Below are 24,845 nucleotides of genomic sequence, written 5' to 3'. Positions count from 1 at the left end.
CGCCCCTCCGGGTCCTAGAACAACACCGGCTCTCGTTTTCCCCCAGGAGATCCCATGCGCCTGCTTCTCGCTGTCACCTTCCTGCTACTCGGTCTGCCGGCGTTGGCCGACGACCACGCCAGCCTTTACCAGGCGGCGGGCTGGCCGGAACAGCGGACGCATTTCACCGACGCGCTGAGCGCCGCGCAGCAGCGTTACCAGAAGAGCCTGCCGCCGGCCGTCTACCAGGCACTGGTGGACAACAGCAACCGCCGCTTCCAGGGCCAGGCCATGGACCAGCGCGCCCTCGCCGCACTGCGAGCCAACCTGAACGATCCACGCCCGGCCCTGGCCTTCTTCCAGTCGCCGCTGGGGCGCAAGATCACCGCCGCCGAGGTTCTGGCCACCCGCCGTGACCAGCTCGCCAAGAACGCCAACGGCCTGCCGCGCATGGAAGCCAGCGCCACCCGCCAGTTGCAGGTGCGCCACCTGGCCCAGGCCCTGCCGGCGCGGGAGGCGGGTGCCGAGGTCAGCCTCGCCCTGGCCGGCGTCGCTGCCGACAGCCTGAGCCAGATGCTCCCCGGCCTGCTGGGTGGCGGCCAGGCCCAGGGCATGCTCGACGGCCAGCGCCAGCGCCTGATGGAGCAGATCGGCAACGACCTGGACAACACCCTGCTGTACGTCTATCGCGGGCTGTCGGACCCGGAAATGGAAGAGTTCGTCACCTTCGCCGAATCCCGTGAAGGCCACGCCTATTACCAGGCCGCCCTGGCCGCCGTGCGCGCCAGCCTGGCGGTGGGGCAGGACGCCTCCAGCCTCGCCCCCTGAGGCGAGGCCCGCCCACTCACGCCAGGCGCTGCCTGAGGAATTCGAAGTAGCGCTCGCGGTAAGCCGCTGACTCGTTCACTAGGTGATGCCCGGCGCCGGGCAGCATCAGCACCTCGGGCGCATCGAACTTGGCCTGCAGCACCTGCAGGTTGTGCCGCCAGTCCACCGTCATGTCGCCATCGCCCTGGATCACCAGCGGCCGGTGCGGGCTGCGCTGGGCGGCCTCGATGCGCGGCACCCAGCGCGACAGGGCACCGACCCAGGCAGTGGGCAGGCTGCGCGGCTGCAGCGGGTCGCGGTTGTGGACGAAGTCGATGAACTCGGCATCGCTGGAGTTGACGCTGAAGCGCCGGGGGATGGACGCCACGAACGGGCGCAGCATCAGGTAGCTGAAACGCGACCAGCCCCAGGCACGCGGGCGCACCAGCGGGGCGAACAGCAGGGTGCGGCCCAGCCCGGGCGGCGGCGAGCCGGTGAGCAGGAAATCCAGCAGGATGGCCCCGCCCGTGCTCTGCCCGGCCAGGTGCCAGGGCTGCGGCAAACCCAGCCGCTCGGCCTCGCCCAGCAGCGCCACCAGCACCGCCTGGTACTCGGCGAAATCGCCGATGCTGGCCCGCTCGCCACTGGACAGACCGTGCCCGGGCAGGTCGCAGGCGATCACCGCAAAGCCCATCTCCAGCGCCCAATCCACCAGGTGGCGGTACAGCCCCATGTGGTCGTAATAGCCGTGCAGCATCACCAGGGTGGCGCGGGGCTGTGCCGGCCACCAGGCCTGGGTGGCGATGCGGTAGCCGCCCACGTCCAGGCTGCCGAGGCGCACATGGGGCGCCGGCTTGCGCATCGCCAGGTCCAGCCCGTAGTAGCGACGGTAGGTCGCCGCCAGCTCCAGGTCTGGGGCGTCGGCGGCCAGCGGGCGCAGCAGCGGGCGCAGTTGTTCGGGTTGCGGAGCGTCGGACATCGGGGCTTCCAGGCGGCAGGGCAGTCGGGCTCGCCGCTTCTCCGGGCGGCAGTGGCTGCCGATATTCAGCTGCACGGCCGGCCATGGCAAGCTATGCGCCCCGCACAAGGTCGGCTCCCATGCGTTCATTTCCCCTCAAGTCCCTGCTCCTCGGTCTGCTGGCCCTGGCCGTCGTCATTGCCCTGGGCCTGGCCTACCGCTGGTACGAGGGGCGCTACATCCGCCCCTTCGACGAGCGCACGGCGCTGTTCTCCGGCGATGCACTGCACCTGCCGGCCTCCCTCGCCGGGCCGGGGCCGATCCGCCTGGTGCATTTCTTCGACCCCGCCTGCCCGTGCAACGTCGGCAACCAGCAGCACCTGGGGGAGCTGATCGAACGCTTCGCCGACCAGGGCGTGACCTTCTATGCGGTGCAGAAACCCGGCAGCCAGGGGCACCTGCCGCAGAACCTGCAGCGCATGCAGCTGCTGGCCGGACTGCCGGGGGCCGAGGCCATTCCCGCCACGCCTGCCGTGGGCATCTGGGGCCGCGACGGCAAGCTGGCCTACTTCGGCCCCTACAGCGAAGGGGCGGTGTGCAACTCGGCCAACAGCTTCATCGAACCCATCATCGAGGCGCTGCTCGCCGGCCGTGCCGTGGAGGCGACCCACACCCTGGCGGTGGGCTGCTACTGCGAATGGGCGCCGACCGGCGGCTGATCCAGCCCGGCCGGGCGAAAGCGCTGGAAGATGGCCTCCGTTTCACCGCTGGCGTTCATCGAACGCAGCTCCCCATTCAGCGCCTTCACCAGCGCCTCACCCCGCGGCGAACTGCGTGCCACCAGCAGGTAGAAGGCCTTGCGCGACGGCAGCACGAGGTAGCGCAGGGTTCCGTCGGCCCGGTAGGCACCGAGTTCGATGCCGCCGTAGAGCGGTTCGATCTCGCTGGGGAACAGGTCGCAGCGCTGGCGCGTCACCAGGTCCAAAGCCTGCTGCACACTGGCCACCCGCTGGGGCTCTTCGGTGATGCCATAGGGGTCGTAGTTGTAGCCGATCACGCCGCACAGCCGCTGGTTGGCCAGGGCACCCGGCGCCTTGATGTCCGGCGGTGTGGGAAAGCGGGTGGCGGAATAGAACAGCCCGAGGCGGGTGTGGTAGAGCGGCTCGCTGTAGTGGGCGAACGCCGCCCGCTCGGGGGTATAGCTGGCGTCCCAGGTCACCTCGCAGTTCTGGCGGGAGGCGTAGTCCGCCAGCTCCTGCTGCACGCGCGCCCAGGGCAGGTAGCTCAGGTCGTACTCGTATCCGAGGTGCTTCAGTGCAGTAAGCACCAGGGTCGCGGCCGAGCCGGTGAGCCGCGATTGATCGGGCTTGCCGTCATGACGCTCCCAATAGGTGAAGGGTGGCCACTCGTTGCCGCCACCTAGGCAGATCTTCACCGGCTCCGCCGCCCAGGCGCCTGCGCCCCCGGCCAGCAGCCCCAGCATTGCCACACATCTGAGCATTGCACCGCCCTCATCCAGGTCTGGCCGACGCCCCTGTCACTACGGTCGCCTTCCCTGCCGCCACCGCGATGGCCCTTGAGGACGCGGTGTCATTCCGAGCATAGACCAGCCGAGGCGACCGATAGGTGCCGGGCGCCCGGCGTATGCCCCTCCCAGCGCTGGAAGGCCCGGTAGAACGGCGACAGCTCGGCGAAGCCGCAGGCCCGGGCCACCTCGCGCACGCTGTGGCCGGCGTCGAGCAGCTCCCGGGCACGCATGCGCCGCACCTCGTCATGCAGGGCGCGAAAGCCCGTGCCCTGTTCGGCCAGGCTGCGCTGCAGGGCACTGCGGGTCATGCCCAGGGCCTGGGCGCAGGCAGCCAGGGTGCAGTCACCACGCTCCAGGCGCAGGGCCAGCCAATAGCGCACCCGCTCCTGCAGCTGGTTCTCCACCAGCTCCGCCAGTTGCCGCTCGGCCTCCCGCTCCAGCACCTCGAACACCCTCGGACTGGCGCTGCCCAGGGGGCGGGCCAGCAGCGACCGGGGCAACAGCAATGCATCGTGGGGCTGGGCGAACAGCGGCTCCACCCCGAACAGCCGGCGGTGCTCAGCCAGGCGCCGCGGTGCAGGGTGGCGGAAGCACACACCCAGCAACGGCAGCGGCTCCCCCAGCACTGCGCCGAGCATGCGGCTCAGCAACAGGGCGACGCACTCCACCTGCTGGCGCAGGTGCCCCACCCCGACGTAGTGCAGGTCGATGACCAGCCGGGCCACTTCGCCGTGCTCCTCCAGGCGCGCGGCGAAGCCGCCGGAGGCGACGTGCTGGTAGCGCACGAAAGCCTCCAGGCCCTGGCGCAGGTCGCGGGCGGCCTGCAGCAGGTAGCCCATCACGTCCATCGGCCGGGGGCGCATGACCTCGCCCAGGTGCAGGCCGATGTCGTCGTCACCGGTCATGCCGGCCATGGCCAGCCAGAAGCGCGGGGCGCTGTCGTGGTCCTCGCGGCCGTCCAGCCAGGGCACGGACGGCGCCAGGCCGAACACACGGCGGTAGGTGTCGGTAGGGTCCAGGCCAAGCTCGGCCAATGCTTCGTAGAGCAGGCGGCGCAGGGTCGAGGAATGGGTCAGGGCAGGGCGGGGGAACGGCGAGAAATCCATGGCACCTCCGGAGTGACCAAATGCTCTGCGCTTCGCAGCATCTGGTCAATGCCAGCGCAGCGGCCGCTGCGCAGAATGGCGCCCACTACAACAAGGAGAATCCGCCCATGAAACGTACCCTGACCGTCCTTGCCGTGGTGGTGGCCGCCGCCGCTGCCGGCGCCACCTGGTACACCCAGAGCAAGAAGCCGGTGCGCGATGGCGAACTGGCCCTGAGCAACCTCCAGGCCCCGGTGAGCGTCCGCTACGACGAGCGCGGCGTGCCGCATATCCGCGCCGAGAGCGAGGCCGACATGTACCGCGCGCTGGGCTTCGTCCACGCCCAGGACCGCCTGTTCCAGATGGAGATGCTGCGCCGCCTGGCCAAGGGCGAGCTGGCCGAGGTGCTGGGCCCGCGCCTGGTGGAGACCGACCGCCTGTTCCGCACCCTCGAACTGCGCCACCACGCCCAGGAATACGTGCGCCGGATGGACCGCAACAGCCCGTCGGCCAAGGCGCTGGAGGCCTATCTGGACGGCATCAACCAGTACCAGGCCAGCCGTCCGGCCCCGGTCGAGTTCGACCTGCTGGGCATCCAGAAGCAGCCGTTCACCGTCGAGGACACCTTCGCCGTGGCCGGCTACATGGCCTACAGCTTTGCCGCAGCCTTCCGCACCGAACCGGTGCTGACCTACATCCGCGACGAGCTGGGCGCGGACTACCTGCGCGCCTTCGACCTGGACTGGCACCCCGAAGGCGTGGTGGGCCAGAAGCTGGCCGCTGCCGACTGGAAGGCCCTCAACAGCCTCGCCCGGGTCAGCCACCAGGCGCTGGTGGAAGCCGGCCTGCCGCAGTTCGAGGGCAGCAACGCCTGGGCGGTTTCCGGCAGCCGTACCGCCAGTGGCAAGCCGCTGCTGGCCGGCGACCCGCACATCCGCTTCGCCGTGCCGGCAGTGTGGTACGAGGCGCAGATGAGCCACCCGGGCTTCGACCTCTACGGCCACCTGCAGGCGCTCAATCCCACCGCGTCGCTGGGGCACACCGCCCGCTTCGCCTGGAGCCTGACCATGTTCCAGAACGATGACCTGGACCTGGTGGCGGAGAAGGTCAACCCGGACAACCCCAACCAGGTCTGGTACCAGGGCCAGTGGGTGGACATGACCCAGCGCGAGGAAGTGCTGAAGGTGAAGGGCGCCGACCCCATCACCCTCACCCTGCGCCGCTCGCCCCACGGCCCCATCGTCAACGACGCCCTGGGCGCCACCGCCGGCAAGACCCCGATCGCCATGTGGTGGGCCTTCCTGGAGACCGAGAACCCGGTGCTGGACGCCTTCTACCAGCTCAACCGCGCCGACACCCTGGACAAGGCCCGGGCGGCGGCGGAGAAGATCCACGCCCCCGGCCTCAACGTGGTCTGGGCCAATGCCGACGGCGACATCGGCTGGTGGGCCGCCGCACGCCTGCCGAACCGCCCGGCCGGGGTGAACCCGTACTTCATCCTCGACGGCAGCCAGGGCGAGGCGGACAAGCCGGGCTTCCTGCCCTTCAGCGCCAACCCCCACGAGGAGAACCCGGCGCGCGGCTACATCGTCTCGGCCAACTACCAGCCGCAATCGCCCACCGGCGTGGCCATCCCCGGCTACTACAACCTGCCGGACCGCGGCCAGCGCCTGGACAGTCGCCTGGCCGACGCCAGCGTGAAATGGGACCTGAACAACAGCCAGGCCCTGCAGCTGGACACCGCCACCGGCTACGGCCCGCGCCTGCTGGCGCCGCTGCTGGACGACCTGCGTGCCGCCGCCGGCAACGACGACGAGCGCGCACTGGTGGAGCAACTGGCCGCCTGGAAGGGTGATCACCCGCTGGAGTCCACCGCCGCCACGCTGTTCGAGCAGCTGATCTACGAACTGGCCAAGGGCGCCTTCCACGACGAACTGGGCGATGCCTTCTTCGACAACCTGCTGTCGACCCGCGTGCTGGACGTGGCCCTGCCACGCCTGGCCGCCGATGCCCAGTCGCCCTGGTGGGACGTGCGCGGCACCGAGGCCCGGGAGAGCCGGGCCGATGTGGTCAAGGCCGCCTGGCAAGCCAGCCTGGCGCACCTGGAGAAGACCTTCGGCGCCGACCGCGCGAGCTGGACCTGGGGCCGGGCCCACACCCTCACCCACGGCCACCCGCTGGGTCAGCAGAAGCCGCTGGATCGTCTGTTCAACGTCGGCCCCTTCGCGGCACCGGGCGCCCACGAGATGCCCAACAACCTGGCCAACCGGGTCGGCCCGGCGCCGTGGGAGGTGGTCTACGGGCCGTCCACCCGCCGCCTGATCGACCTCGCCGACCCGGCCCACGGGCTCGGCATCAACCCGGTGGGACAGAGTGGCGTACCGTTCGACCGTCACTACGCGGACCAGGCCGAGCGCTATATCGAGGGCCAGTACGTGCCGATGCACATGAGCGACGAGGACGTGCAGGCCAACACCCGCGACACGCTGAAGCTGGTGCCACGCGCCCAGTGACCCGAACACGCCCCCGGCCCCAGCGGGCCGGGGGCGTTGTCGTTTCTACGGCGTGCTCGTGGTACGCCAGGCCCGCTTGCTTCCCCCACGCGCAGGGTACGGCCGGCCTGTACAGCTCCACGCCAGGACACGCCCACGAAAAAGGCCACCCGAAGGTGGCCTTTCTCGTTTCACGCGGCGATCAGGCCGAAGCCGGCTGGGCGCTGCGCTTGTTGCTGGAGGCGGCTTCCAGGGCCATGGCTTCCATGGCCTCCTGGATGGCGCGCTTGCGGCGCTCTTCGGCCTTGCGGCTGAAGTACCAGGCCAGGAAGGTGAACAACGACACGCTCAGCAGGATCAGGCTGGCGACGGCGTTGATCTCCGGCTTCACGCCCAGGCGCACGGCGGAGAAAACCTCCATCGGCAGGGTGGTGGAGCCAGGGCCGGAGACGAAGCTCGCCAGTACCAGGTCGTCCAGGGACAGGGCGAAGGACATCATCCCGCCCGCCGCCAGGGAAGGCGCGATCATGGGGATGGTGATCAGCAGGAACACCTTCCACGGGCGCGCGCCCAGGTCCATGGCCGCTTCCTCGATGGATAGGTCCAGCTCCCGCAGGCGCGCCGACACCACGATGGCCACGTAGGCCGAGCAGAAGGTGGTGTGGGCGATCCAGATGGTCACCAGCCCGCGCTCCTGGGGCCAGCCGATGAGCTGGGCCATGGCCACGAACAGCAGCAGCAGGGACAGACCGGTGATCACCTCGGGCATGACCAGCGGCGCGGTGACCATGCCGCCGAACAGCGTGCGGCCACGGAAGCGCGGGATGCGGGTCAGCACGAAGGCCGCCAGGGTACCCAGGGCTACGGCGGAGATGGCGGTGTAGAAGGCGATCTCCAGGGAGCGCATCACCGAGGTCATCAACTGGGTGTTGTCCAGCAGGCCGACGTACCACTTGATCGACCAGCCGCCCCACACCGTCACCAGCTTGGAGGCGTTGAAGGAGTAGATGACCAGGATGACCATCGGCAGGTAGATGAACAGCAGACCCACCCACAGCATCAGGTTGGAGAAACTGAAGCGCTTCATACCTTGCCCTCCAGTTCCTTGGCCTGGTTACGGTTGAACAGGATGATCGGGACGATCAGGATCGCCAGCATCACCACCGCCAGGGCGGATGCCACCGGCCAGTCGCGGTTGTTGAAGAACTCCTGCCACAACACCTTGCCGATCATCAGCGTCTCCGGTCCGCCGAGCAGCTCGGGGATCACGAACTCGCCCACCACCGGGATGAACACCAGCATGGAGCCGGCGATGATGCCGTTCTTGGACAGCGGCACGGTGATCTTCCAGAAGCTGTTGAAGTTGCTCGAACCGAGGTCGGAGGCGGCTTCCAGCAGGCTGAGGTCGTGCTTGACCAGGTTGGCGTACAGCGGCAGCACCATGAACGGCAGGTACGAATAGACCACGCCGATGTACACCGCGAGGTTGGTGTTGAGGATCTGCAGCGGCTCGCTGATGACCCCGATGGTCATGAGGAAACCGTTGAGCAGGCCGTTGTTGCTGAGGATGCCCATCCACGCGTAGACGCGGATCAGGATCGCGGTCCAGGTCGGCATCATGATCAGCAGCAGCAGTACGGTCTGCGACTCCTTGCTGGCGCGGGCGATGGCGTAGGCCATCGGGTAGCCGATCAGCAGGCAGAGCAGGGTGCTGAAGAAGGCGACCTTCAGCGAGCCCAGGTAGGCCGCCAGGTAGAGTTCGTCCTCGTTCAGCATCAGGTAGTTGCCGAGGTTGAGGGCGATCTGCAGCTGGTTATCGGCCCAGGTGTAGATCTCGGTGTACGGGGGGATGGCCACGTCCGCTTCCGCGAAGCTGATCTTCAGCACGATGGCGAAGGGCAGCAGGAAGAACAGGAACAACCAGAGGAACGGGACCCCGATCACCGCATGCCGGCCCGTGGGCAGGCGCTTCTTTATGCTGGATATTTTCATGACCGCAGCACCACCCCGCTGTCGTCCTCCCACCATACGAAGACTTCATCTTCCCAGGTCGGCCGGGCACCACGACGTTCGGCGTTGGCGACGAACGACTGGACGATGGAGCCGCCGGGCAGCTGCACGTAGAACACCGAATGGCCGCCGAGGTAGGCGATGTCGTGGATCTTGCCGCGCGACCAGTTGTACTCGCAGGTGGGCTGCTCGGTGGTGACCAGCAGCTTCTCGGGGCGCAGGGCGTAGGTGATGCGCTTGTCCTGCACGGAGGTGGTCACGCCGTGGCCAACGTAGATCGGCCGTTCCAGCTCGGGGCAGGCGATCAGGGCGTGGGCTTCGGCGTCCTCCACCACTTCACCGTCGAACAGGTTGACGTTGCCGATGAACTCGCACACCAGGCGGCTGATGGGGGTCTCGTAGATGTCCACCGGGCTGCCGATCTGCTCGATGCAGCCCAGGTGCATGATGGCGATGCGCTGGGCCATGGTCATGGCCTCTTCCTGGTCGTGGGTCACCATCACGCAGGTCACGCCCACGCGCTCGATGATCTCCACCAGTTCCAGCTGCATCTGCGAACGCAGCTTCTTGTCCAGGGCGCCCATGGGCTCGTCGAGCAGCAGCAGCTTGGGCCGTTTGGCCAGGGAGCGGGCCAGGGCCACGCGCTGGCGCTGGCCGCCGGACAGCTGGTGCGGCTTGCGCTTGGCGTACTGGGTCATCTGCACGAGCTTGAGCATCTCGTTGACCCGCTCTTCGATCTCGGCTGCGGGCAGGCGATCTTGTTTGAGTCCGAAGGCGATGTTCTGCGCGACAGTCATATGCGGGAAGAGCGCATAGGACTGGAACATCATGTTGATGGGGCGCTCGTAGGGCGGCATGTCGGTGATGTCGACACCGTCCAGGTAGATGCGACCTTCGGTCGGGCGCTCGAAACCAGCGAGCATCCGCAGCAGGGTCGACTTGCCCGAACCCGAGCCCCCCAGGAGGGCGAAAATCTCGCCCTTGTTGATGGTCAGCGAGACGTCGTCGACCGCGAGGGTCTCGTCGAACTGCTTGGTTACCCGGTCGATCTTGACCAGCACCTCTTTGGGTTGCTGGCCGCCCTCGAGGGCTTTCTTGTAGGCGCCGGAGGCTATAGCCATTACCACACACTCCCAGATTCTTGCTTAGCCGGCCATTATGGCCGGTCGCGTTCAGTACTGCCTGAAAGGCGCGAGCCATTCATCCTGGTTCGCCCTGCGCCCGCTTGTGTAGGCACCGCACACTCCCTGCCGCGCGGCGCCCCTGTTATCACTTGCCCGATTTCACCTTGGTCCAGGTGCGGGTCATCAGCCGCTGGACCTTGGGCGGCAGCTCTGCCGATACGTAGAGCTTGTCCAGGACCGCTTGTGGCGGATAGACGGACTCATCGGTCCGTACTTCCTGCTTCATGAACTCGCCGGCCTTGGTGTTGGGGTTTGCGTAGCCGACGCTGTCACTGACCTGGGCGATCACCTCGGGACGCAGCAGGTAGTCGATGAAGGCGTGGGCCTCCTTGACGTTGGTGGCGTCAGCCGGGATGGCGATCATGTCGAACCAGAGGTTGGCACCTTCCTTCGGGATGGCGTAGGCGATCTTGACGCCCTTGCCGGCTTCCTCGGCGCGCGCAGCGGCCTGGAAGATATCACCGGAGAAGCCGGCGGCCACGCAGATGTCGCCGTTGGCCAGGTCGCCGATGTACTTGGAGGAATGGAAGTAGGTGACGTAGGGGCGCACCGCCATCAGCTTGGCCTCGGCCTTCTTGTAGTCGGCGGGGTTCTTGCTGTTGGGGTCCAGGCCCAGGTAGTTGAGCACGGCCGGCAGCATCTCGTCGGCCGAGTCGAGGAAGGCGACGCCGCAGCTGCTGAGCTTCTTGATGTTCTCGGGCTCGAAGAGCACGGACCAGGAGTCGATCTTGTCGACGCCCAGCGCCGCCTTGACCTTCTCTTCGTTGTAGCCGATGCCGTTGGTGCCCCACAGGTAGGGAACGGCGTACTGGTTGCCGGCGTCGTTGGCCTCCAGGCGCTTGAGCAGCGCGGGGTCGAGGTTGTCCCAGTTCTTCAGCTGGGCGCGGTCGAGCTTCTGGAAGGCGCCGGCCTTGATCTGCTTGCCGAGGAAGTGGTTCGAGGGGACGACCACGTCATAGCCGGTTCGCCCAGCCAGCAGCTTGCCCTCGAGGGTCTCGTTGGAGTCGAAGACGTCGTAGACCGGGCGGATACCGGTTTCCTTCTGGAAATCGGCCAGGGTGGTCTCGCCGATGTAGTCGGACCAGTTGTAGATGTGCACCGTCTGCTCTGCCTGGGCCTGGCTGGCCAGGGTCAGGACGGCAGCGGTGATCAGGGTTTTGCCGAAGGAAACTCGCACACTTCAGTCCTCTTGTTTGCGCCGGGCCGCCCGCACGCAGGCAAGGCGGCAGTCATTGGGTTCGGGGTTCAGCGCCCGCTCTTTATCCGGGTCCAGTCACGGGTTAGCCAGCGCTGCACTTCGCGGGGGCGTTCCCGGGCCACGTAAAGCTTGGCCATCACTTCCGGCGCAGGGTACACGCCGGGGTTGTCGCGCACGCTGGCATCCACCAGCGGCGTCGCGTCCTTGTTGGCATTGGCATAGGACACGTAGTTGCTGATGCTGGCGATCACGTCGGGCCGCATCAGGTAGTTGATGAAGGCATGGGCCTCCTCGACATGCTGGGCGTCGCGGGGGATGGCCAGCATGTCCGCCCACATGGCGGTGCCTTCCTTGGGGATCACGTAGCGGATCTCGTCCTGGCGTCCGGCTTCCCGGGCGCGAGTGGCGGCCTGGAGCATGTCGCCGGAATAGCCGAAGGCGATACAGATGTCGCCGTTGGCCAGGTCGGCGATGGACTTGGAGGAGTGGAAGTAGGTGACCGAGGGACGGACCTGGAGCAGCGCGGCGGTGGCTTTGTCGAAGTCGGCCCGCTCGTGGCTGTGGGGCGACATGCCCAGGTAGTTGATCATCTGCGGGATGACTTCGTCGCCGGTGTCCAGCAGGGCGACGCCGCAGGCGTGCAGCTTCTTCACCACGGCAGGATCGAAGAGCAGCGACCAGGATTCCAGGGCCACGTCGTCGCCGAGGATGGCGCGGACCTTGTCGACGTTGAGGCCGATGCCGTTGGTCCCCCACAGGTAGGGGACGGAGTATTCGTTGCCCGGATCACCACTGGCCAGGCGTTCCAGCACGGCGGGATCGAGGTGGGCGAGGTTGGGCAGCTTGGACTTGTCCAGCTTCTGGTAGGTACCGGCCCGCACCTGCTTGGCCAGGAAGTGGTTGGTGGGCACCACCACGTCGTAGCCGGAATGGCCGGTGGCGAGCTTGCCGTCGAGGGTTTCGTTGGAGTCGAAGACGTCGTAGATCACCCGGATGCCGGTCTCCTTCTGGAAGTTCTCCAGGGTGCCAGGGGCGATGTAGTCCGACCAGTTGTAGACGCGCACCTCCCGCTCTTCCGCGCTGACGGCGGACATGAGGAGGGCGCTGGCCAGCAACCCGTACAGCCAGGGACGTTTTCGCATGAGCGATCCTCTCGGGGATGACCGTCCCCCGGTTCAACCGGGGGACGGGGTACGACGGCTTACTTGCCCGACTTGATGGTGGTCCAGGTACGGGTCATCACGCGCTGCACCTTGGCCGGCAGGTCCGGGAAGGCGTAGAGCTTGGCCATGGTTTCCTGGCTCGGGTAGATGCCCGGGTCGGTACGGATCGCCTCATCCACCAGCGGGGTCGCGGCGGCGTTGCCGTTCGGGAACTGAACGACGTTGGTGATCTCGGCCATGATCTCCGGCTTCATGATGAAGTTCATGAAGGCGTAGGCGGCGTCGGGGTTGGCGGCATCGGCGGGGATGGCGACCATGTCGAAGAAGGTGCCGGCGCCTTCCTTCGGAATGTTGTAGGCGACCTTCACGCCACCCTTGGCCTCTTCGGCGCGGGACTTGGCCTGGTACACGTCACCCGAGTAGCCGACTGCCACGCACAGGTTGCCGTTGGCCAGGTCGGAGATGTACTTGGAGGAGTGGAAGTAGGTGACGTAGGGACGGATCTTGAGGAACAGGGCCTCGGCTTCCTTCAGCTCCTTCGGGTCCTGGCTGGTGGGCTTGTAGCCCAGGTAGTGCAGGGCGATGGGGAGGATCTCGGTGGGCGAGTCGAGGAAGGAGACGCCGCAGGATTTCAGCTTCTCGATGTTCTCGGGCTTGAACAGCAGGTCCCAGGAGTTCACCGGGGCATTGTCACCCAGGACGGCCTTGACCTTCTCCGGGTTGTAGCCGATGCCGATGGAGCCCCACATGTAGGGGAAGGCGTACTGGTTGCCCGGGTCGGACACTTCGACGGTCTTCAGCAGGTTCGGGTCCAGGTTCTTCCAGTTCGGCAGCTTGGACTTGTCCAGCGGCTGGTAGACCTTGGCCTTGATCTGCTTGGCCAGGAAGTTGTTGGAGGGCACCACGATGTCATAACCGGACTTGCCGGCCAGGAGCTTGGCTTCGAGGGTCTCGTTGGAGTCGAAGACGTCGTAAACCACCTTGATCCCGGTTTCCTTGGTGAACTTCTCCACGGTGTCCGGGGCGATGTAGTCAGACCAGTTGTAGACGTGCAACACCTTTTCTTCTGCCTGGGCCACACCGGCCACAGCGCCAGCCAGCGTCACGGCGAGCAGGGTCTTGCCGAAGGTTTTGAACATGCGGGTAGCTCCGTTTGTTGTTTAAGTGTCCGAGCGGCGTCGTAACCGAATACGCCACCGCCCGGTGAGCCTGGCCAACGCACTGGCACAGTCTAGGGTGGGGGGCGGTGCTTACAACAGCTCGCGGTAGCGATTGTTTGCAAACTCGCCCATTTGCTCAACCCAGAACTGCACTCGCGGTGAGGTCAAGGCACTTGCGAGCCTTGGTCACCAGTTCGTCGATCTCGTCCTTGGTGATCACCAGGGGGGGCGAAATGATCATCGTATCGCCCACCGCCCGCATGATCAGGCCATTGCGGAAGCAGTGCTCGCGGCACTGCATGCCCACGCCCAGGTCGTTGAAGCGTTCGCGGGTCTTCTTGTTCTTGACCAGCTCGAGTGCGCCAACCATGCCCACTCCACGCGCTTCACCGACCAGGGGATGGTCAGCCAGCTCCTGCCAGCGTTGCTGCAAATATGGTGCCGTTTCCGCCTTCACCTTCTCGACGATCTTCTCGTCACGCAGGATGCGGATGTTCTCCAGGGCCACGGCGGCGGCCACCGGGTGACCGGAGTAGGTGAAGCCGTGGTAGAACTCGCCGCCCTGGTTGAGGACCTCGACGATCTCGTCACGGACGATCACACCGCCCATGGGGATGTAGCCGGAGGTCAGGCCCTTGGCGATCGGCATCAGGTCCGGGGCGTTGCCGTAGTACTGGCTGCCGAACCATTCGCCGGTACGGCCGAAGCCGCAGATCACTTCGTCGGCGATGAACAGGACGTCGTACTTGGCGAGGATCTCGCGGATTTTCGGCCAGTAAGTTTCCGGCGGGACGATCACGCCACCGGCGCCCTGGATGGGCTCGGCGATGAAGGCGGCGACGTTCTCCTCGCCGACTTCGAGAATCTTCTTCTCCAGCTGCTCGGCCGCCCAGACGCCGAACTCGGCCGGGGCCATGTCGCCGCCCTCGCCGTACCAGTAGGGCTGGGGAATGTGCACGATGCCGGGGATCGGCAGGTCGCCCTGGCCATGCAGGGCCTTCATGCCGCCGAGGCTGACGCCGGCGACGGTGGAGCCGTGGTAGCCGTTCCAGCGGCCGATCACCACTTTCTTCTTCGGCTGGCCCTTGGTCGCCCAGTAGTGGCGGACCATGCGCAGCACGGTGTCGTTGGCCTCGGAGCCGGAGCCGGTGAAGAACACGTGGTTCATGCCTTCCGGCGCCAGCTCGGAAATGGCCTTGGCCAGTTCGATGGCCGGCGGGTGGGCGGTCTGGAAGAACAGGTTGTAGAAGGGCAGTTCGCGCATCTGATTGGCAGCGGCCTGCACCAGCTCCTCGCGACCATAGCCGACGTTCACGCACCACAGGCCGGCCATGCCGTCCAGGATCTTGTTGCCTTCACTGTCCCAGACGTAGACACCTTCGGCCTTGGTGATGATGCGTGCACCCTTGGCATTCAGCGCCTTGTAGTCGGTGAAGGGCGGCAGGTGGTGGTCACGGCTGAGGGCCTGCCACTCAAGGGTCCTTGGATTGGTCACTTGGCTGTTCATTTCCATACCTCGTTAAACACTCTTCGGCGACGCCGGCCTTCACGGCCGGCGTGCCGGTTCCTGATCAGACGGAGAGCAGCAGGAACTCACGTTCCCAGGAGCTGATCACCCGTTTGAAGTTTTCGTGCTCGGCACGTTTCACGGCCACGTAGGCCTTGATGAACTTGCTGCCCAGGTACTTCTCGATCTCCCGGCAGGATTCCATCCGTTCCAGTGCTGCCTCGATGGTCAGCGGCAGGCGCAGGTTGCGGCGCTCGTAGCCACGGCCCTTCACCGGCGCACTCGGCTTCACGCCTTCCACCATCCCCATGTACCCGCACAGCAGGCTGGCCGCGATGGCCAGGTAGGGGTTGGCGTCGGCGCCGGCCAGGCGGTTCTCCACGCGGCGGTTCTGCGGGTTGGCATCCGGCACGCGTAGGCCGACGGTGCGGTTCTCCTCGCCCCACTCCACGTTCACCGGCGCCGAGGTATCGGGCAGGAAACGACGGAAGGAGTTCACGTTCGGGGCGAACAGCGGCAGCAATTCGGGGATGTACTTCTGCAGGCCCCCGATGTGCTGGAGGAACAGGTCGCTCATCGAACCGTCATCGTTGGAGAAGACGTTCTTGCCCGTCTTGATGTCGATCACGCTCTGGTGCAGGTGCATGGCGCTGCCCGGCTCGTCGGTGATCGGCTTGGCCATGAAGGTGGCGGCCACGTTGTGCTTGAGAGCGGCCTCGCGCATGGTGCGCTTGAACACCAGGATCTGGTCGGCCAGGTCCAGGGCATCGCCGTGACGGAAATTGATCTCCATCTGCGCCGGGCCTTCCTCATGGATGAGGGTGTCCAGGTCCAGGTCCTGCGTCTCGCACCAGTCGTACATGTCCTCGAACAGCGGGTCGAACTCGTTCGCGGCATCGATAGAGAAGGACTGGCGGCCGGTTTCAGGACGGCCGGAGCGGCCCAGCGGGGCCTGCAGCGGGAAGTCCGGGTCGTCGCAGCGCTTGGTCAGGTAGAACTCCATCTCCGGCGCGACGATCGGCTTCCAGCCCTTGTCCGCGTAAAGCTTGAGCACCTTCTTCAGCAGGTTGCGGGGCGACAGCTCGATGGGGTTGCCCTGCTTGTCGAAGGTGTCGTGGATGACCATGGCGGTGGGCTCGATGGCCCAGGGCACCAGGTAGACGGCCTTCTCGTCCGGGCGGCAGAACATGTCGATGTCCGCCGGGTCGAGCAGGTCGTAATAGATGTCGTCCTCGACATAGTCGCCGGTGACGGTCTGCAGCAGCACACTCTCGGGGAGGCGCATGCCCTTCTCGTCGAGGAACTTGTTGGTCGGCGAGATCTTGCCGCGCGCAATGCCGGTAAGGTCGCTGATCAAGCATTCAACTTCGGTGATTTTGCGTTCTTTCAGCCAGCTGGTGAGCTGGTCGAGCTTGGTAGTCATAAAGACCTCAGGGTTTGAGAGCCTCGACTGGAATAGCCGGGCTCAGCGTTGCCCCGCCCTCTCCCTGCAAGCCTCACCAAAGGCCTGGAAGATGGCGAGATATACGGGGTTGGAGCGAACCTGCCACTCGGGGTGCCACTGTACGCCGAGTGCGAAGGACCTGGCGCCTTCGACCGATACGGATTCGACCAACCCGTCGGGCGCCAGCGCTTCAACTCGAAGGCCGGGCGCCAGACGTTCAACGCCCTGGCCGTGGATGGAATTGACGAGAAACTCGCCCGGCACACCGAGGCCGGCGAGCACGCCACCCGGTTGCACGGAAACCGGGTGGCGCGGTGCGTACTGGACCTCCAGCGGCTGGTCTTCAGGCTCGCGGTGGTCCATGAAACCCTCGACCTCATGCACCTTCTGGTGCAACGAGCCGCCGAAGGCCACGTTCATTTCCTGGAAGCCCCGGCAGATGCCCAGCACCGGCACGCCACGCTCCACTGCAGCACGCAGCAGGGGCAGGGTGATGGCATCGCGATCAGGATCGTGGAGGGTGCCGGGCGCGCTGGCCGGGCCGGAGTAAAGATGAGGTTCTACGTTGGAAGGCGAACCGGTGAACAGGAGTCCGTCTAGACTCTCCAGCAGGGCATCGATGTCCAGAATATCGCCCAGCGCCGGAATGATGAGGGGAATACCGCCAGCCCCAAGGGCTACCGCCCGAAGATATTTGTCACCTGCAACATGGTAGGGATGTGGACCGATCTGCTTGGTGCAAGCGGTTACGCCGATCAACGGCAGGCGAGACATGGGGCACCCGTTTTATTGCTGTTATGGGTTTCGGCCGAGCTTAGCGTTGTTCATTTTTTTACACAATAGGGCTGTAAAAAATTGAACACACCCCACTGGACGCCGCGCCGGGCATGGCTCCGAGCAGGGCCAAGATGCCCTGAAACGCCCCAAAATTGGCCATCGAGCCCCGCTTTAGGGCAAAATAGGGCGCTATTGACATCCAGGGGGCTTTTCGATTGACTCAACCCCTAGTCAATACGTGATTGATATTTTTAACAAGAAAGGTGTTGCATCATGTCGGTACCCCCGCGTGCCGTTCAGCTTCAAGAAGCGAACGAGTTCCTTAAGGAACATCCTGAGGTCCAGTTCGTCGATCTCCTGATCGCAGATATGAATGGTGTGGTTCGAGGCAAGCGAATCGAACGCGCCAGTCTCCACAAGGTCTACGAAAAAGGTATCAACCTCCCCGCCTCCTTATTTGCCCTCGACATCAACGGCTCCACCGTCGAAAGCACCGGCCTCGGCCTGGACATCGGCGATGCGGACCGTATCTGCTACCCGATCCCTGGCACCCTGTGCGACGAGCCCTGGCAGAAGCGCCCCACCGCGCAACTGCTGATGACCATGCACGAAATCGAAGGCGAGCCGTTCTTCGCCGACCCGCGTGAAGTCCTGCGCCAGGTCGTGGAGAAGTTCGACGAGCTGGGCCTGACCATCTGCGCCGCGTTCGAGCTGGAGTTCTACCTGATCGACCAGGAGAACGTGAACGGCCGTCCGCAGCCGCCGCGCTCCCCGATCTCCGGCAAGCGCCCGCAGTCCACCCAGGTCTACCTCATCGACGACCTCGACGAGTACGCCGATTGCCTGCAGGACATCCTCGAAGGTGCCAAGGTCCAGGACATCCCGGCCGACGCCATCGTCAAGGAAAGCGCCCCTGCTCAGTTCGAAGTCAACCTGCACCACGTGACCGACGCCCTCAAGGCGTGCGACTACGCGGTCCTGCTCAAGCGGTTGATCAAGAACATCGCCTACGACCATGAAATGGACAGCACCTTCATGGCCAAGCCCTACCCGGGCCAGGCGGGCAACGGTCTGCACGTGCACATCTCCCTGATCGACAAGAAGACCGGCAAGAACATCTTCGCTGCCGATGATCCCGAGCAGAACGCCGCCCTTCGTCATGCGGTCGGCGGTGTGCTCGAGACCATGGCCGCCTCGATGGCCTTCCTCTGCCCCAACGTCAACTCCTACCGCCGCTTCGGCGCACAGTTCTACGTGCCGAACGCGCCGAGCTGGGGCCTGGACAACCGCACCGTGGCCGTTCGCGTGCCCACCGGCAGCTCCGATGCGGTGCGCATCGAACACCGCGTAGCCGGTGCCGACGCCAACCCGTACCTGATGATGGCGGCCATCCTGTCCGGCATCCACCATGGCCTGACCAACAAGATCGAGCCCGGTGCGCCCATCGAAGGCAACTCGTACGAGCAGCTGGAGCAGAGCCTGCCGAACAACCTGCGCGACGCCCTGCGCGAACTGGATGACAGTGAAATCCTGGCCAAGTACATCAGCCCGGACTACATCGACATCTTCGTCGCATGCAAGGAAAGCGAGCTGGAGGAGTTCGAGCACTCCATCTCCGACCTCGAATACAACTGGTACCTGCATACCGTGTAATCGAGTCCAGAAGCGCCGGCCCCAGGGCCGGCGTTTTTTTGCCTGCAATCCGCCTCCCCGCGTGCGGAATGGGCAGTGGAAAACGCGCAAAGGCCCGAGCTAGAGAGGCCCAGGCGCTGATGTGAATCAACCTGCTGAACCTCATGCCGCCGCACAATGCTGCGCCATCCACCAGGGAGGACTCCATGCCCCGCTTCCTCGCCCCATTGCTGCTCGCGTTGCTGCCGACCCTTGCCGCCGCCGACGAGAGCATCCGCGTCTACAACTGGAATGACTACATCGCGCCCCAGGTCCTCAAGGACTTCGAGCAGCAGACCGGCATCCGCGTCGACTACCGCACCTACACCAGCGCCGAAGAGCTACTCAAGGTCATCGACAGCGGCGAAGCGGCCGACGTGGTGGTGCCCTCCCACAACAACCTTCCCGAGCTGATCCGCGCCGGCAAGCTGCAGCCGCTGGACCTCGCCCGCCTGCCCAATCGCAAGCACCTCGACCCGCAGCTGATGAGCAAGCTCGCCGGCGTCGACCCCGACAACCGCTACGCCGTGCCCTACCTGTGGGGCGCCGTCGGCCTCGCCGTGAACGGCCCGCAGGCCGAGAAAGCCTTCGGCGGCCCGCTGCCCAACAGCTGGGCCGTACTCTTCGATCCCGCGCAGAGCAAGCGCCTCTCCAGCTGCGGCATGAGCGTGCTGGACGCCCCGGACGAAGCCCTCTCCGTACTCATGACCTACCAGGGCCGCAGCCTCGCCCGCACCGCGCCCAGCCGGCTCAAGCGCTCGGCCGAAGTCCTGGCAGGCCTGCGCCCGAACCTGCGCTACATCGACAGCGAGCGCTACATCGAAGACCTCAACAAGGGCCACCTGTGCGTCGCCATGGCCTGGGTCGGCGACGCCCTGAACGCCGCAGCCGCCGGCCAGCCGGTGCGCTTCGTGGTGCCCGACGAAGGCTCGGTGCTGTTCATCGACAACCTGGTCATCCCCAAGAGCGCCAACCGCGCCGACCTGGCCCACCGCTTCATCGACTTCCTGATGCAGCCCGAGGTCGCCGCCCGGATCACCAGCGAAACGCTCTACCCCAACGGCAACGTCGACTCGCGCCAGTTCCTCGAACCCAGCCTGCGAGACCAGCCCGGCCTCTACCCGGACAAGGAGACCAAGCGCCGCCTGTTCGCCCTGGAGCCCCTGCCCGAGAAGCTCGGCGCCACCCGCGACGAGATCTGGACCGCCTTCCGCGACGGCCGCTGAGCCACTCAGCCCAGGCAGTCGCGCAGACCGCGCTCCAGGGCTTCACGCCCGGCAAACCCCTGCCGGGCGATGAACACCAGCTGTGAACCCTCCGCCCGCTCCCGCATCGCCTCGAACTGGCTGCGTCCGCCCACCTGCTGCAGCCAGAGGCTCTCCTCCCGCCCGGCCAGGCGTATGCAGCCCTTGATGCGGAACACCTCCGCCGGCACCTGCCCCAGCCAGGCCTGCAGGCGCGCACCGTCGAAGCGCTCGCCGCTGCGCCACAGCCAGCTCTCGAACAGCCCGGCGTGGGCCACGCCCGCCACCGGTACCAACCCCGGCGCCCGCTGCACCGGCTCCAGCCACAGCGCCTCCGGCAGGTCGGCCTGCACCCCGACATGCACCAGCGCCCGCCCCGGCAGGGCCTGCCGCACGGCGGCCAGGGTGGCCTCGCCCACCAGGTCCGCCTTGTTCAGCAGCAGCACGTCGGCCGCCGCCACCTGGGCGCGGGCCAGGCGTGCGTAGTCGCCCTCCAGCGCCAGGTGCCGCGTGGCGTCCACCAGGGTGATCACCAGGTCCAGCCGCAGCAGGTCACGCAGCTGTGGATAACCCAGGGTCTGCACGATGCGCTGGGGGTCGGAAACGCCGCTGCACTCGATGACGATGCGCTCCAGGCGCGGCGAAAGCTGCGCCAGGCTGGCCAGCTGCGCCAGCAGGTCCTCCTGCACCGTGCAGCAGATGCAGCCGTTCTGCAGGCTGTACACCGCATCGGTCACCTCGGCCACCAGCGCCGCATCGATGTTCAGCGCACCGAAATCGTTGACGATCACCGCCAGCCGGCTGTCCCCGGCCTGCCGCACCATGCGGTTGAGCAGCGTGGTCTTGCCCGCGCCGAGAAAGCCCGCCACCACCGTGACCGCAATGCGCTCAGCCATCCTGGCGTGCCCCCGACTCGATCACCGGCGGCTCGCCGCGCCACACCGCCTGCAGCCCAAGGCCCGCCAGCGCCTCGCCCCGGTCGTACACCAGTTGCCCCTCGACGAAGGTCAGCAGCACCTGGGTGCGGTGGATGTAATTGCGCGCCGGCTGGGCGAACAGGTCGCGGTCGAGCACTATCAGGTCCGCCGCCTTGCCCACTTCCAGGCTGCCGGTGCTGGCCTCCAGCCCCATGGCGAGCGCCCCGTTCAGGGTGGCCACCCGCAGCGCCTGGGGCAGGCTGATGGGCTCGCCGAAGCAGGCCGGGTCGTCGTTCCAGGGGTTCTGCCGGGTCACCATCGTCTCCAGCGCCAGCCAGGGATCGATGGACGCCACTGGCCAGTCGGTGCCGAACACCGCCGTGCCGCCGGCCTCCAGCACACCCTTGAAGTCGTAGATGCGCTTCAGCCGCTCCTGGCCGTAGCCCGAACGCGCGCCACTGGCGAAGGGCGTCGGGTACCAGGCCGCCGGGGAGAACTCGGCGATCACCTGCAGCGCCTGGAAGCGCGCCAGGTTGCCCGGGTGCAGCAACGTGCTGTGGGCACACTGGTGGCGCACCCCGCTGAAGCCGTTGCGCCGCCGCGCCTCCGCCACCGCATCGAGGAACACGTCGGACGCGCCATCGCCGGTGCAGTGGGCGATCACGCGGATACCCCGGCGATCCATGTCCACCAGCATGTCGGTGATGTGTTCCGGGGTGAGGTTGAGCTTGCCGCGCCAGTCCGACTCGTTCGGCCAGGGCGTCAGCAGGAAGGAAGAACGCGGCTCCACCGTGCCGTCGAAGTGGAACTTCACCGCGTTGGCGCTCAGCCGGGCGCTGCGGTAGTAGTGGCGCTCGCCGGCCAGCAGCTCCCAGCGCCGACGCACCGGGAAGATGTCGTCCTGCCAGCTGATCGCCGCCTCGATGCGCACCGTCAGCTCGCCGGCGTCGTCCAGCGCCTTCAGCGCCTGCAGGCGGTGTTCGCAGACGTGCACGTACTTGCTCGCCGTGACCCCGCGTGAACTCTGGAAGTGCACGCCATCACGGTAGGCCCGGCGCAGCACCGCCACCGGGGTCGGCGGCATGGCGGCGTGGATCATCGCGTAGGCGCCGTCGATCATCAGCCCGGTGGGCTCGCCGGTCAGCGGGTCGCGCTCCAGGTAGCCGTTGCGCGGGTCGGGGGTATGGCGGTCGATGCCCGCCAGCTGCAGCGCCTTCGAGTTGACCATCATGGTGCCCCACATGCGGTCCAGCAGCGCCACCGGGCGGTCCGGCATCACCGCATCGAGCCAGGCGCGGCCGGGCACCAGGCCCGCCTCGCGGAAGGTGTAGCGCACCCAGTACTGGCCGTGGATCCAGCCCTCGCCGGGGTGGGCATCGGCATAGGCGCGGATCGCCGCCTCCAGCTGCGCCGGCGTCGGGTCCTCGATACCGACATCGAGGTCGTCGCTGTAGCGCGGCGCCAGGGCCAGGTCCGGGTGGGTGTGCATGTCGTGCAGGCCGGGCATGCAGAAGGCCCCGTCGAGGTCGTGCACGCGGGTCTGCGGGCCACGCAGCGCCTGCACGGCGGCACGGCTGCCCACGGACAGCAGGCGCCCCCCGCCGATGGCCACCGCCTCGGCCCAGGGCTGCGCCGGGTCCTGGGTGTAGAAGCGGCCGTTGTCGAGGATCAGGTCGGCAAAATGGCCCGTGGCCGAATGGGTCGAGGAGAAGTTGTCGGCGTCAGTCATGGCGGCACCTTGTGATTTTCGGGCGTGGCCAGGCCCGGCGCGCGAACGCACCGTGAGCCTGGTTCGGTCAGGAATTGCGGTGGGTCAGCGCGAGCGTTGCAGGCGCTGGATAAAGCCGGCGATGCGACGGCAGGCTTCCTCCAGCTCGGCATCGGAGACGGTGAACGAGAGCCGCACGAAGCCCCGGCAACTGGCGCCGAAGGCTTCGGCATCAAGCACCGAGACGCCGGTCTCGCGGAACAGCTGCCAGGCGAAGTCCATGCCCGAGAGCCCCGTCTCGCGGACGTCCACCAGCATGAACATGCCCGCTTCCGGCACCTTGCAGCGCAGCAGCGGCACATCGGCGAGCCCCCGCACCACCAGGTCGCGGCGGCGGCGGTAGGTCTCGCGGGCGTCCCCCACCACCGCCTCGTCCAGCTCCAGGGCCTTCAGCGCAGCGGCCTGGATGAAGCCCGGCAGGCCGTAGATCATGCACAGCATCAGGTTGTCCAGGTGGCCGATCAGCGCCGGCGGCGCTACCACCCAGCCCACCCGCCAGCCGGTCATCGCATGGGTCTTGGACAGGCTGTTGAGCACCACCGTGCGCGCCGCCATGCCCTCCAGGCTGGCGATGCTGCGGTGGCTGCGCTCGTAGGTGAGCTGCCCGTACACCTCGTCGGAAATCACCCAGAGGTCATGACGACGGGCCACCTCGGCCACCGCCTGCAGCTCCTCGGCGGTGTAGACGTTGCCGGTGGGGTTGTTCGGCGTCGCCAGGGCGATGCCCCGGGTGCGCGGCGTGAGCACCGCCGCCAGGGCGTCGGCGGTGAGGCGGAAGTCGCCCTCCGCCGGCTGCGGGATGCTCACCAGGCGGGCGCCGGAGGCCTGGATGCTGGCGGCGTAGGTCAGGTACATCGGCTCCGGCACCAGCACCTCGTCGCCGGCCTCGAACAGGCACAGCGCCGTGGCGAACAGGCCGTTCTGCGCCCCGGCGACCACCGCCACCTGCTCGGCGCCCACCGGGATGCCCAGCAGCCGGCGCTGCTTGGCGGCGATGGCCTCGCGCAGGGCAGCGCGGCCGATCACTTCGGTGTAGTGGGTGTCGCCCTGGGCCAGGGCCTCGACGGCCGCCGCGCGGATCGGCTCGGCGGTGGTGAAGTCCGGGTCGCCGATGCTCAGCACGATGGCGTCCTCGCCGCGCGCCTGGGCGGCACAGGCCGCGTAGTGGATGTCCCAGGCGCTGACGGTCTCGCCGCTGATGCGCCCGACCAGGGATGAATACTTCATGCACGGCTCCTTGGGGTCCGGGTCCATGGGTTCAGGCCTGGCGCTGCGGCGTACGGCCGATGCGCGCGAAGCCCTGTTCGATGAGGAAGGCGAGGACGATGTACACCACCGCCACCACCAGCAACGGCTCGTACACCTTCAGCGTCTGCGCGCGCACCAGGTTCGCCGCCCCCAGCAGGTCGGTCACCGCCACGGTGGAGGCCAGCGCCGTGGACTTGAGCAGCATCACGCTCTCCCCGGCCAGGGCCGGGCGCAGCATCTGCAGGGCCCGTGGCATCCACACCCGCCGCAGCACCTGCGCGGGTCGCATGCCATAGGCCCGCGCCGCCTCCAGTTCGCCCCGGGGCACCGCCCGCAGGCCACCGCGCAGCACCTCGCCCACATAGGCCCCCACGCTCAGGGTCAGGGCCAGCGCCACGTACCAGAAGCCCTCGCGCAGGTAGGGCCAGAGCAGGCTGTGGCGGATCAGCGGGAAGCTGGCGAACACGCTGCCGAGGCCGTAGTAGAGGATGTAGATCTGCACCAGCAGCGGCGTGCCCCGCAGCACGCTGGTGTAGAACCGCGCCGCGCCGGCCAGCAGCGGGTTGCGGGCCAGGCGCGCCAGGGCCACGGCAACGGCCAGCAGGAAGCCGAAGACCGCCGACACCAGCAGCAGCTGCACCGTCAGCAGCACGCCACGGGAGAGCTCGCCGATGAAACCGTCCAGCCAGGAAAAGTCCATGGGGC

The 24,845-nt window shown here is 66.9% G+C and carries 21 protein-coding genes; 5 read left to right on the top strand and 16 right to left on the bottom strand.

The annotated features are described in order from the left end of the window. Positions 1 to 54 precede the first annotated feature (54 nt). Positions 55 to 807: a DUF2059 domain-containing protein gene (locus tag RTK35_RS08245; protein ID WP_316907761.1), complete on the top strand. Its 753-nt coding sequence runs from the start codon at positions 55 to 57 to the stop codon at positions 805 to 807. 16 nt (positions 808 to 823) lie between these two features. Here RTK35_RS08245 and RTK35_RS08240 read toward each other — a convergent pair whose 3' ends face one another. Beyond that, complete coding sequence (locus RTK35_RS08240; protein ID WP_236210672.1) at positions 824 to 1,765, bottom strand: alpha/beta hydrolase; 942 nt, start codon at positions 1,763 to 1,765, stop codon at positions 824 to 826. 83 nt (positions 1,766 to 1,848) lie between these two features. Between RTK35_RS08240 and RTK35_RS08235 the strand changes: the two genes are divergently transcribed. Beyond that, positions 1,849 to 2,463: a DUF6436 domain-containing protein gene (locus RTK35_RS08235; protein WP_410478638.1), complete on the top strand. Its 615-nt coding sequence runs from the start codon at positions 1,849 to 1,851 to the stop codon at positions 2,461 to 2,463. On the opposite strand, the gene RTK35_RS08230 is transcribed toward RTK35_RS08235, so the two are convergent. Continuing rightward, positions 2,433 to 3,227: a substrate-binding periplasmic protein gene (locus tag RTK35_RS08230; protein WP_316907759.1), complete on the bottom strand. Its 795-nt coding sequence runs from the start codon at positions 3,225 to 3,227 to the stop codon at positions 2,433 to 2,435. The genes RTK35_RS08235 and RTK35_RS08230 overlap by 31 nt on opposite strands. A 107-nt stretch (positions 3,228 to 3,334) precedes the next feature. Continuing rightward, a complete protein-coding gene (locus tag RTK35_RS08225; protein WP_316907758.1) occupies positions 3,335 to 4,378 on the bottom strand; it encodes an AraC family transcriptional regulator in 1,044 nt (347 codons plus the stop codon). A 107-nt stretch (positions 4,379 to 4,485) separates the two neighbouring features. Here RTK35_RS08225 and RTK35_RS08220 point away from each other — a divergent pair, with 107 nt between their 5' ends. Beyond that, positions 4,486 to 6,870: a penicillin acylase family protein gene (locus RTK35_RS08220; protein WP_316907757.1), complete on the top strand. Its 2,385-nt coding sequence runs from the start codon at positions 4,486 to 4,488 to the stop codon at positions 6,868 to 6,870. Between the two features lie 181 nt (positions 6,871 to 7,051). Here the strand turns inward: RTK35_RS08220 and RTK35_RS08215 are convergent, their stop codons facing one another. The 9 genes from RTK35_RS08215 to RTK35_RS08175 form a co-directional block, all read right to left on the bottom strand. Beyond that, the gene (locus tag RTK35_RS08215; protein WP_044402221.1) at positions 7,052 to 7,936 is read right to left on the bottom strand and encodes an ABC transporter permease subunit; all 885 of its coding nucleotides are present in this window, start codon (positions 7,934 to 7,936) and stop codon (positions 7,052 to 7,054) included. Further along, positions 7,933 to 8,814 (bottom strand): ABC transporter permease subunit, encoded by an 882-nt coding sequence (locus tag RTK35_RS08210; protein ID WP_174244762.1) that lies wholly within the window; start codon positions 8,812 to 8,814, stop codon positions 7,933 to 7,935. The genes RTK35_RS08215 and RTK35_RS08210 overlap by 4 nt, the downstream gene beginning before the upstream one ends. 23 nt (positions 8,815 to 8,837) lie before the next feature. Further along, positions 8,838 to 9,980, bottom strand: coding sequence for a polyamine ABC transporter ATP-binding protein (gene potA, locus RTK35_RS08205; protein WP_182851464.1), 1,143 nt, complete (start codon positions 9,978 to 9,980; stop codon positions 8,838 to 8,840). 148 nt (positions 9,981 to 10,128) lie between these two features. Further along, positions 10,129 to 11,220 (bottom strand): polyamine ABC transporter substrate-binding protein, encoded by a 1,092-nt coding sequence (locus tag RTK35_RS08200; protein ID WP_107328484.1) that lies wholly within the window; start codon positions 11,218 to 11,220, stop codon positions 10,129 to 10,131. 68 nt (positions 11,221 to 11,288) lie between these two features. Continuing rightward, positions 11,289 to 12,383, bottom strand: coding sequence for a polyamine ABC transporter substrate-binding protein (locus tag RTK35_RS08195; RefSeq protein WP_316907756.1), 1,095 nt, complete (start codon positions 12,381 to 12,383; stop codon positions 11,289 to 11,291). A 59-nt stretch (positions 12,384 to 12,442) separates the two neighbouring features. Continuing rightward, the gene (locus RTK35_RS08190) at positions 12,443 to 13,543 is read right to left on the bottom strand and encodes a polyamine ABC transporter substrate-binding protein (RefSeq protein WP_142012944.1); all 1,101 of its coding nucleotides are present in this window, start codon (positions 13,541 to 13,543) and stop codon (positions 12,443 to 12,445) included. A gap of 157 nt (positions 13,544 to 13,700) precedes the next feature. Continuing rightward, positions 13,701 to 15,071, bottom strand: a complete 1,371-nt coding sequence (locus RTK35_RS08185; RefSeq protein ID WP_316907755.1) for an aspartate aminotransferase family protein — start codon at positions 15,069 to 15,071, stop codon at positions 13,701 to 13,703. Between the two features lie 64 nt (positions 15,072 to 15,135). Then, entirely contained in the window at positions 15,136 to 16,494 is a 1,359-nt protein-coding gene (locus RTK35_RS08180) for a glutamine synthetase family protein (protein ID WP_044402210.1), read from the bottom strand. A 42-nt stretch (positions 16,495 to 16,536) separates the two neighbouring features. Next, positions 16,537 to 17,289 carry a gamma-glutamyl-gamma-aminobutyrate hydrolase family protein gene (locus RTK35_RS08175; protein WP_044402208.1) on the bottom strand — a complete coding sequence of 251 codons (753 nt, stop codon included), beginning with the start codon at positions 17,287 to 17,289 and terminating at the stop codon, positions 16,537 to 16,539. 276 nt (positions 17,290 to 17,565) lie between these two features. On the opposite strand from RTK35_RS08175, the gene RTK35_RS08170 reads away from it, so the two are divergent. Both RTK35_RS08170 and RTK35_RS08165 read left to right on the top strand, forming a co-directional pair. Further along, the gene (locus tag RTK35_RS08170) at positions 17,566 to 18,945 is read left to right on the top strand and encodes a glutamine synthetase family protein (RefSeq protein WP_074967085.1); all 1,380 of its coding nucleotides are present in this window, start codon (positions 17,566 to 17,568) and stop codon (positions 18,943 to 18,945) included. A 185-nt stretch (positions 18,946 to 19,130) separates the two neighbouring features. Further along, positions 19,131 to 20,189 (top strand): polyamine ABC transporter substrate-binding protein, encoded by a 1,059-nt coding sequence (locus RTK35_RS08165; RefSeq protein WP_044402202.1) that lies wholly within the window; start codon positions 19,131 to 19,133, stop codon positions 20,187 to 20,189. 5 nt (positions 20,190 to 20,194) lie between these two features. On the opposite strand, the gene RTK35_RS08160 is transcribed toward RTK35_RS08165, so the two are convergent. The 4 genes from RTK35_RS08160 to RTK35_RS08145 form a co-directional block, all read right to left on the bottom strand. After that, on the bottom strand, positions 20,195 to 21,103 hold the full coding sequence (locus tag RTK35_RS08160) for a CobW family GTP-binding protein (RefSeq protein WP_044402199.1): 909 nt from the start codon (positions 21,101 to 21,103) through the stop codon (positions 20,195 to 20,197). Beyond that, positions 21,096 to 22,853, bottom strand: coding sequence for an amidohydrolase (locus RTK35_RS08155; protein WP_316907754.1), 1,758 nt, complete (start codon positions 22,851 to 22,853; stop codon positions 21,096 to 21,098). Before RTK35_RS08155 ends, RTK35_RS08160 begins: the two co-directional genes overlap by 8 nt. A gap of 84 nt (positions 22,854 to 22,937) precedes the next feature. Beyond that, on the bottom strand, positions 22,938 to 24,119 hold the full coding sequence (locus RTK35_RS08150; protein ID WP_308723879.1) for a pyridoxal phosphate-dependent aminotransferase: 1,182 nt from the start codon (positions 24,117 to 24,119) through the stop codon (positions 22,938 to 22,940). Between the two features lie 31 nt (positions 24,120 to 24,150). Further along, positions 24,151 to 24,840, bottom strand: a complete 690-nt coding sequence (locus RTK35_RS08145) for an ABC transporter permease subunit (protein WP_142012953.1) — start codon at positions 24,838 to 24,840, stop codon at positions 24,151 to 24,153. Positions 24,841 to 24,845 lie beyond the last annotated feature (5 nt).

Source organism: Pseudomonas sp. zfem003 (assembly GCF_032621675.1).
Classification (GTDB): Bacteria; Pseudomonadota; Gammaproteobacteria; order Pseudomonadales; family Pseudomonadaceae; genus Metapseudomonas; species Metapseudomonas otitidis.
This window is presented reverse-complemented; position numbering and strand designations above follow the sequence as displayed.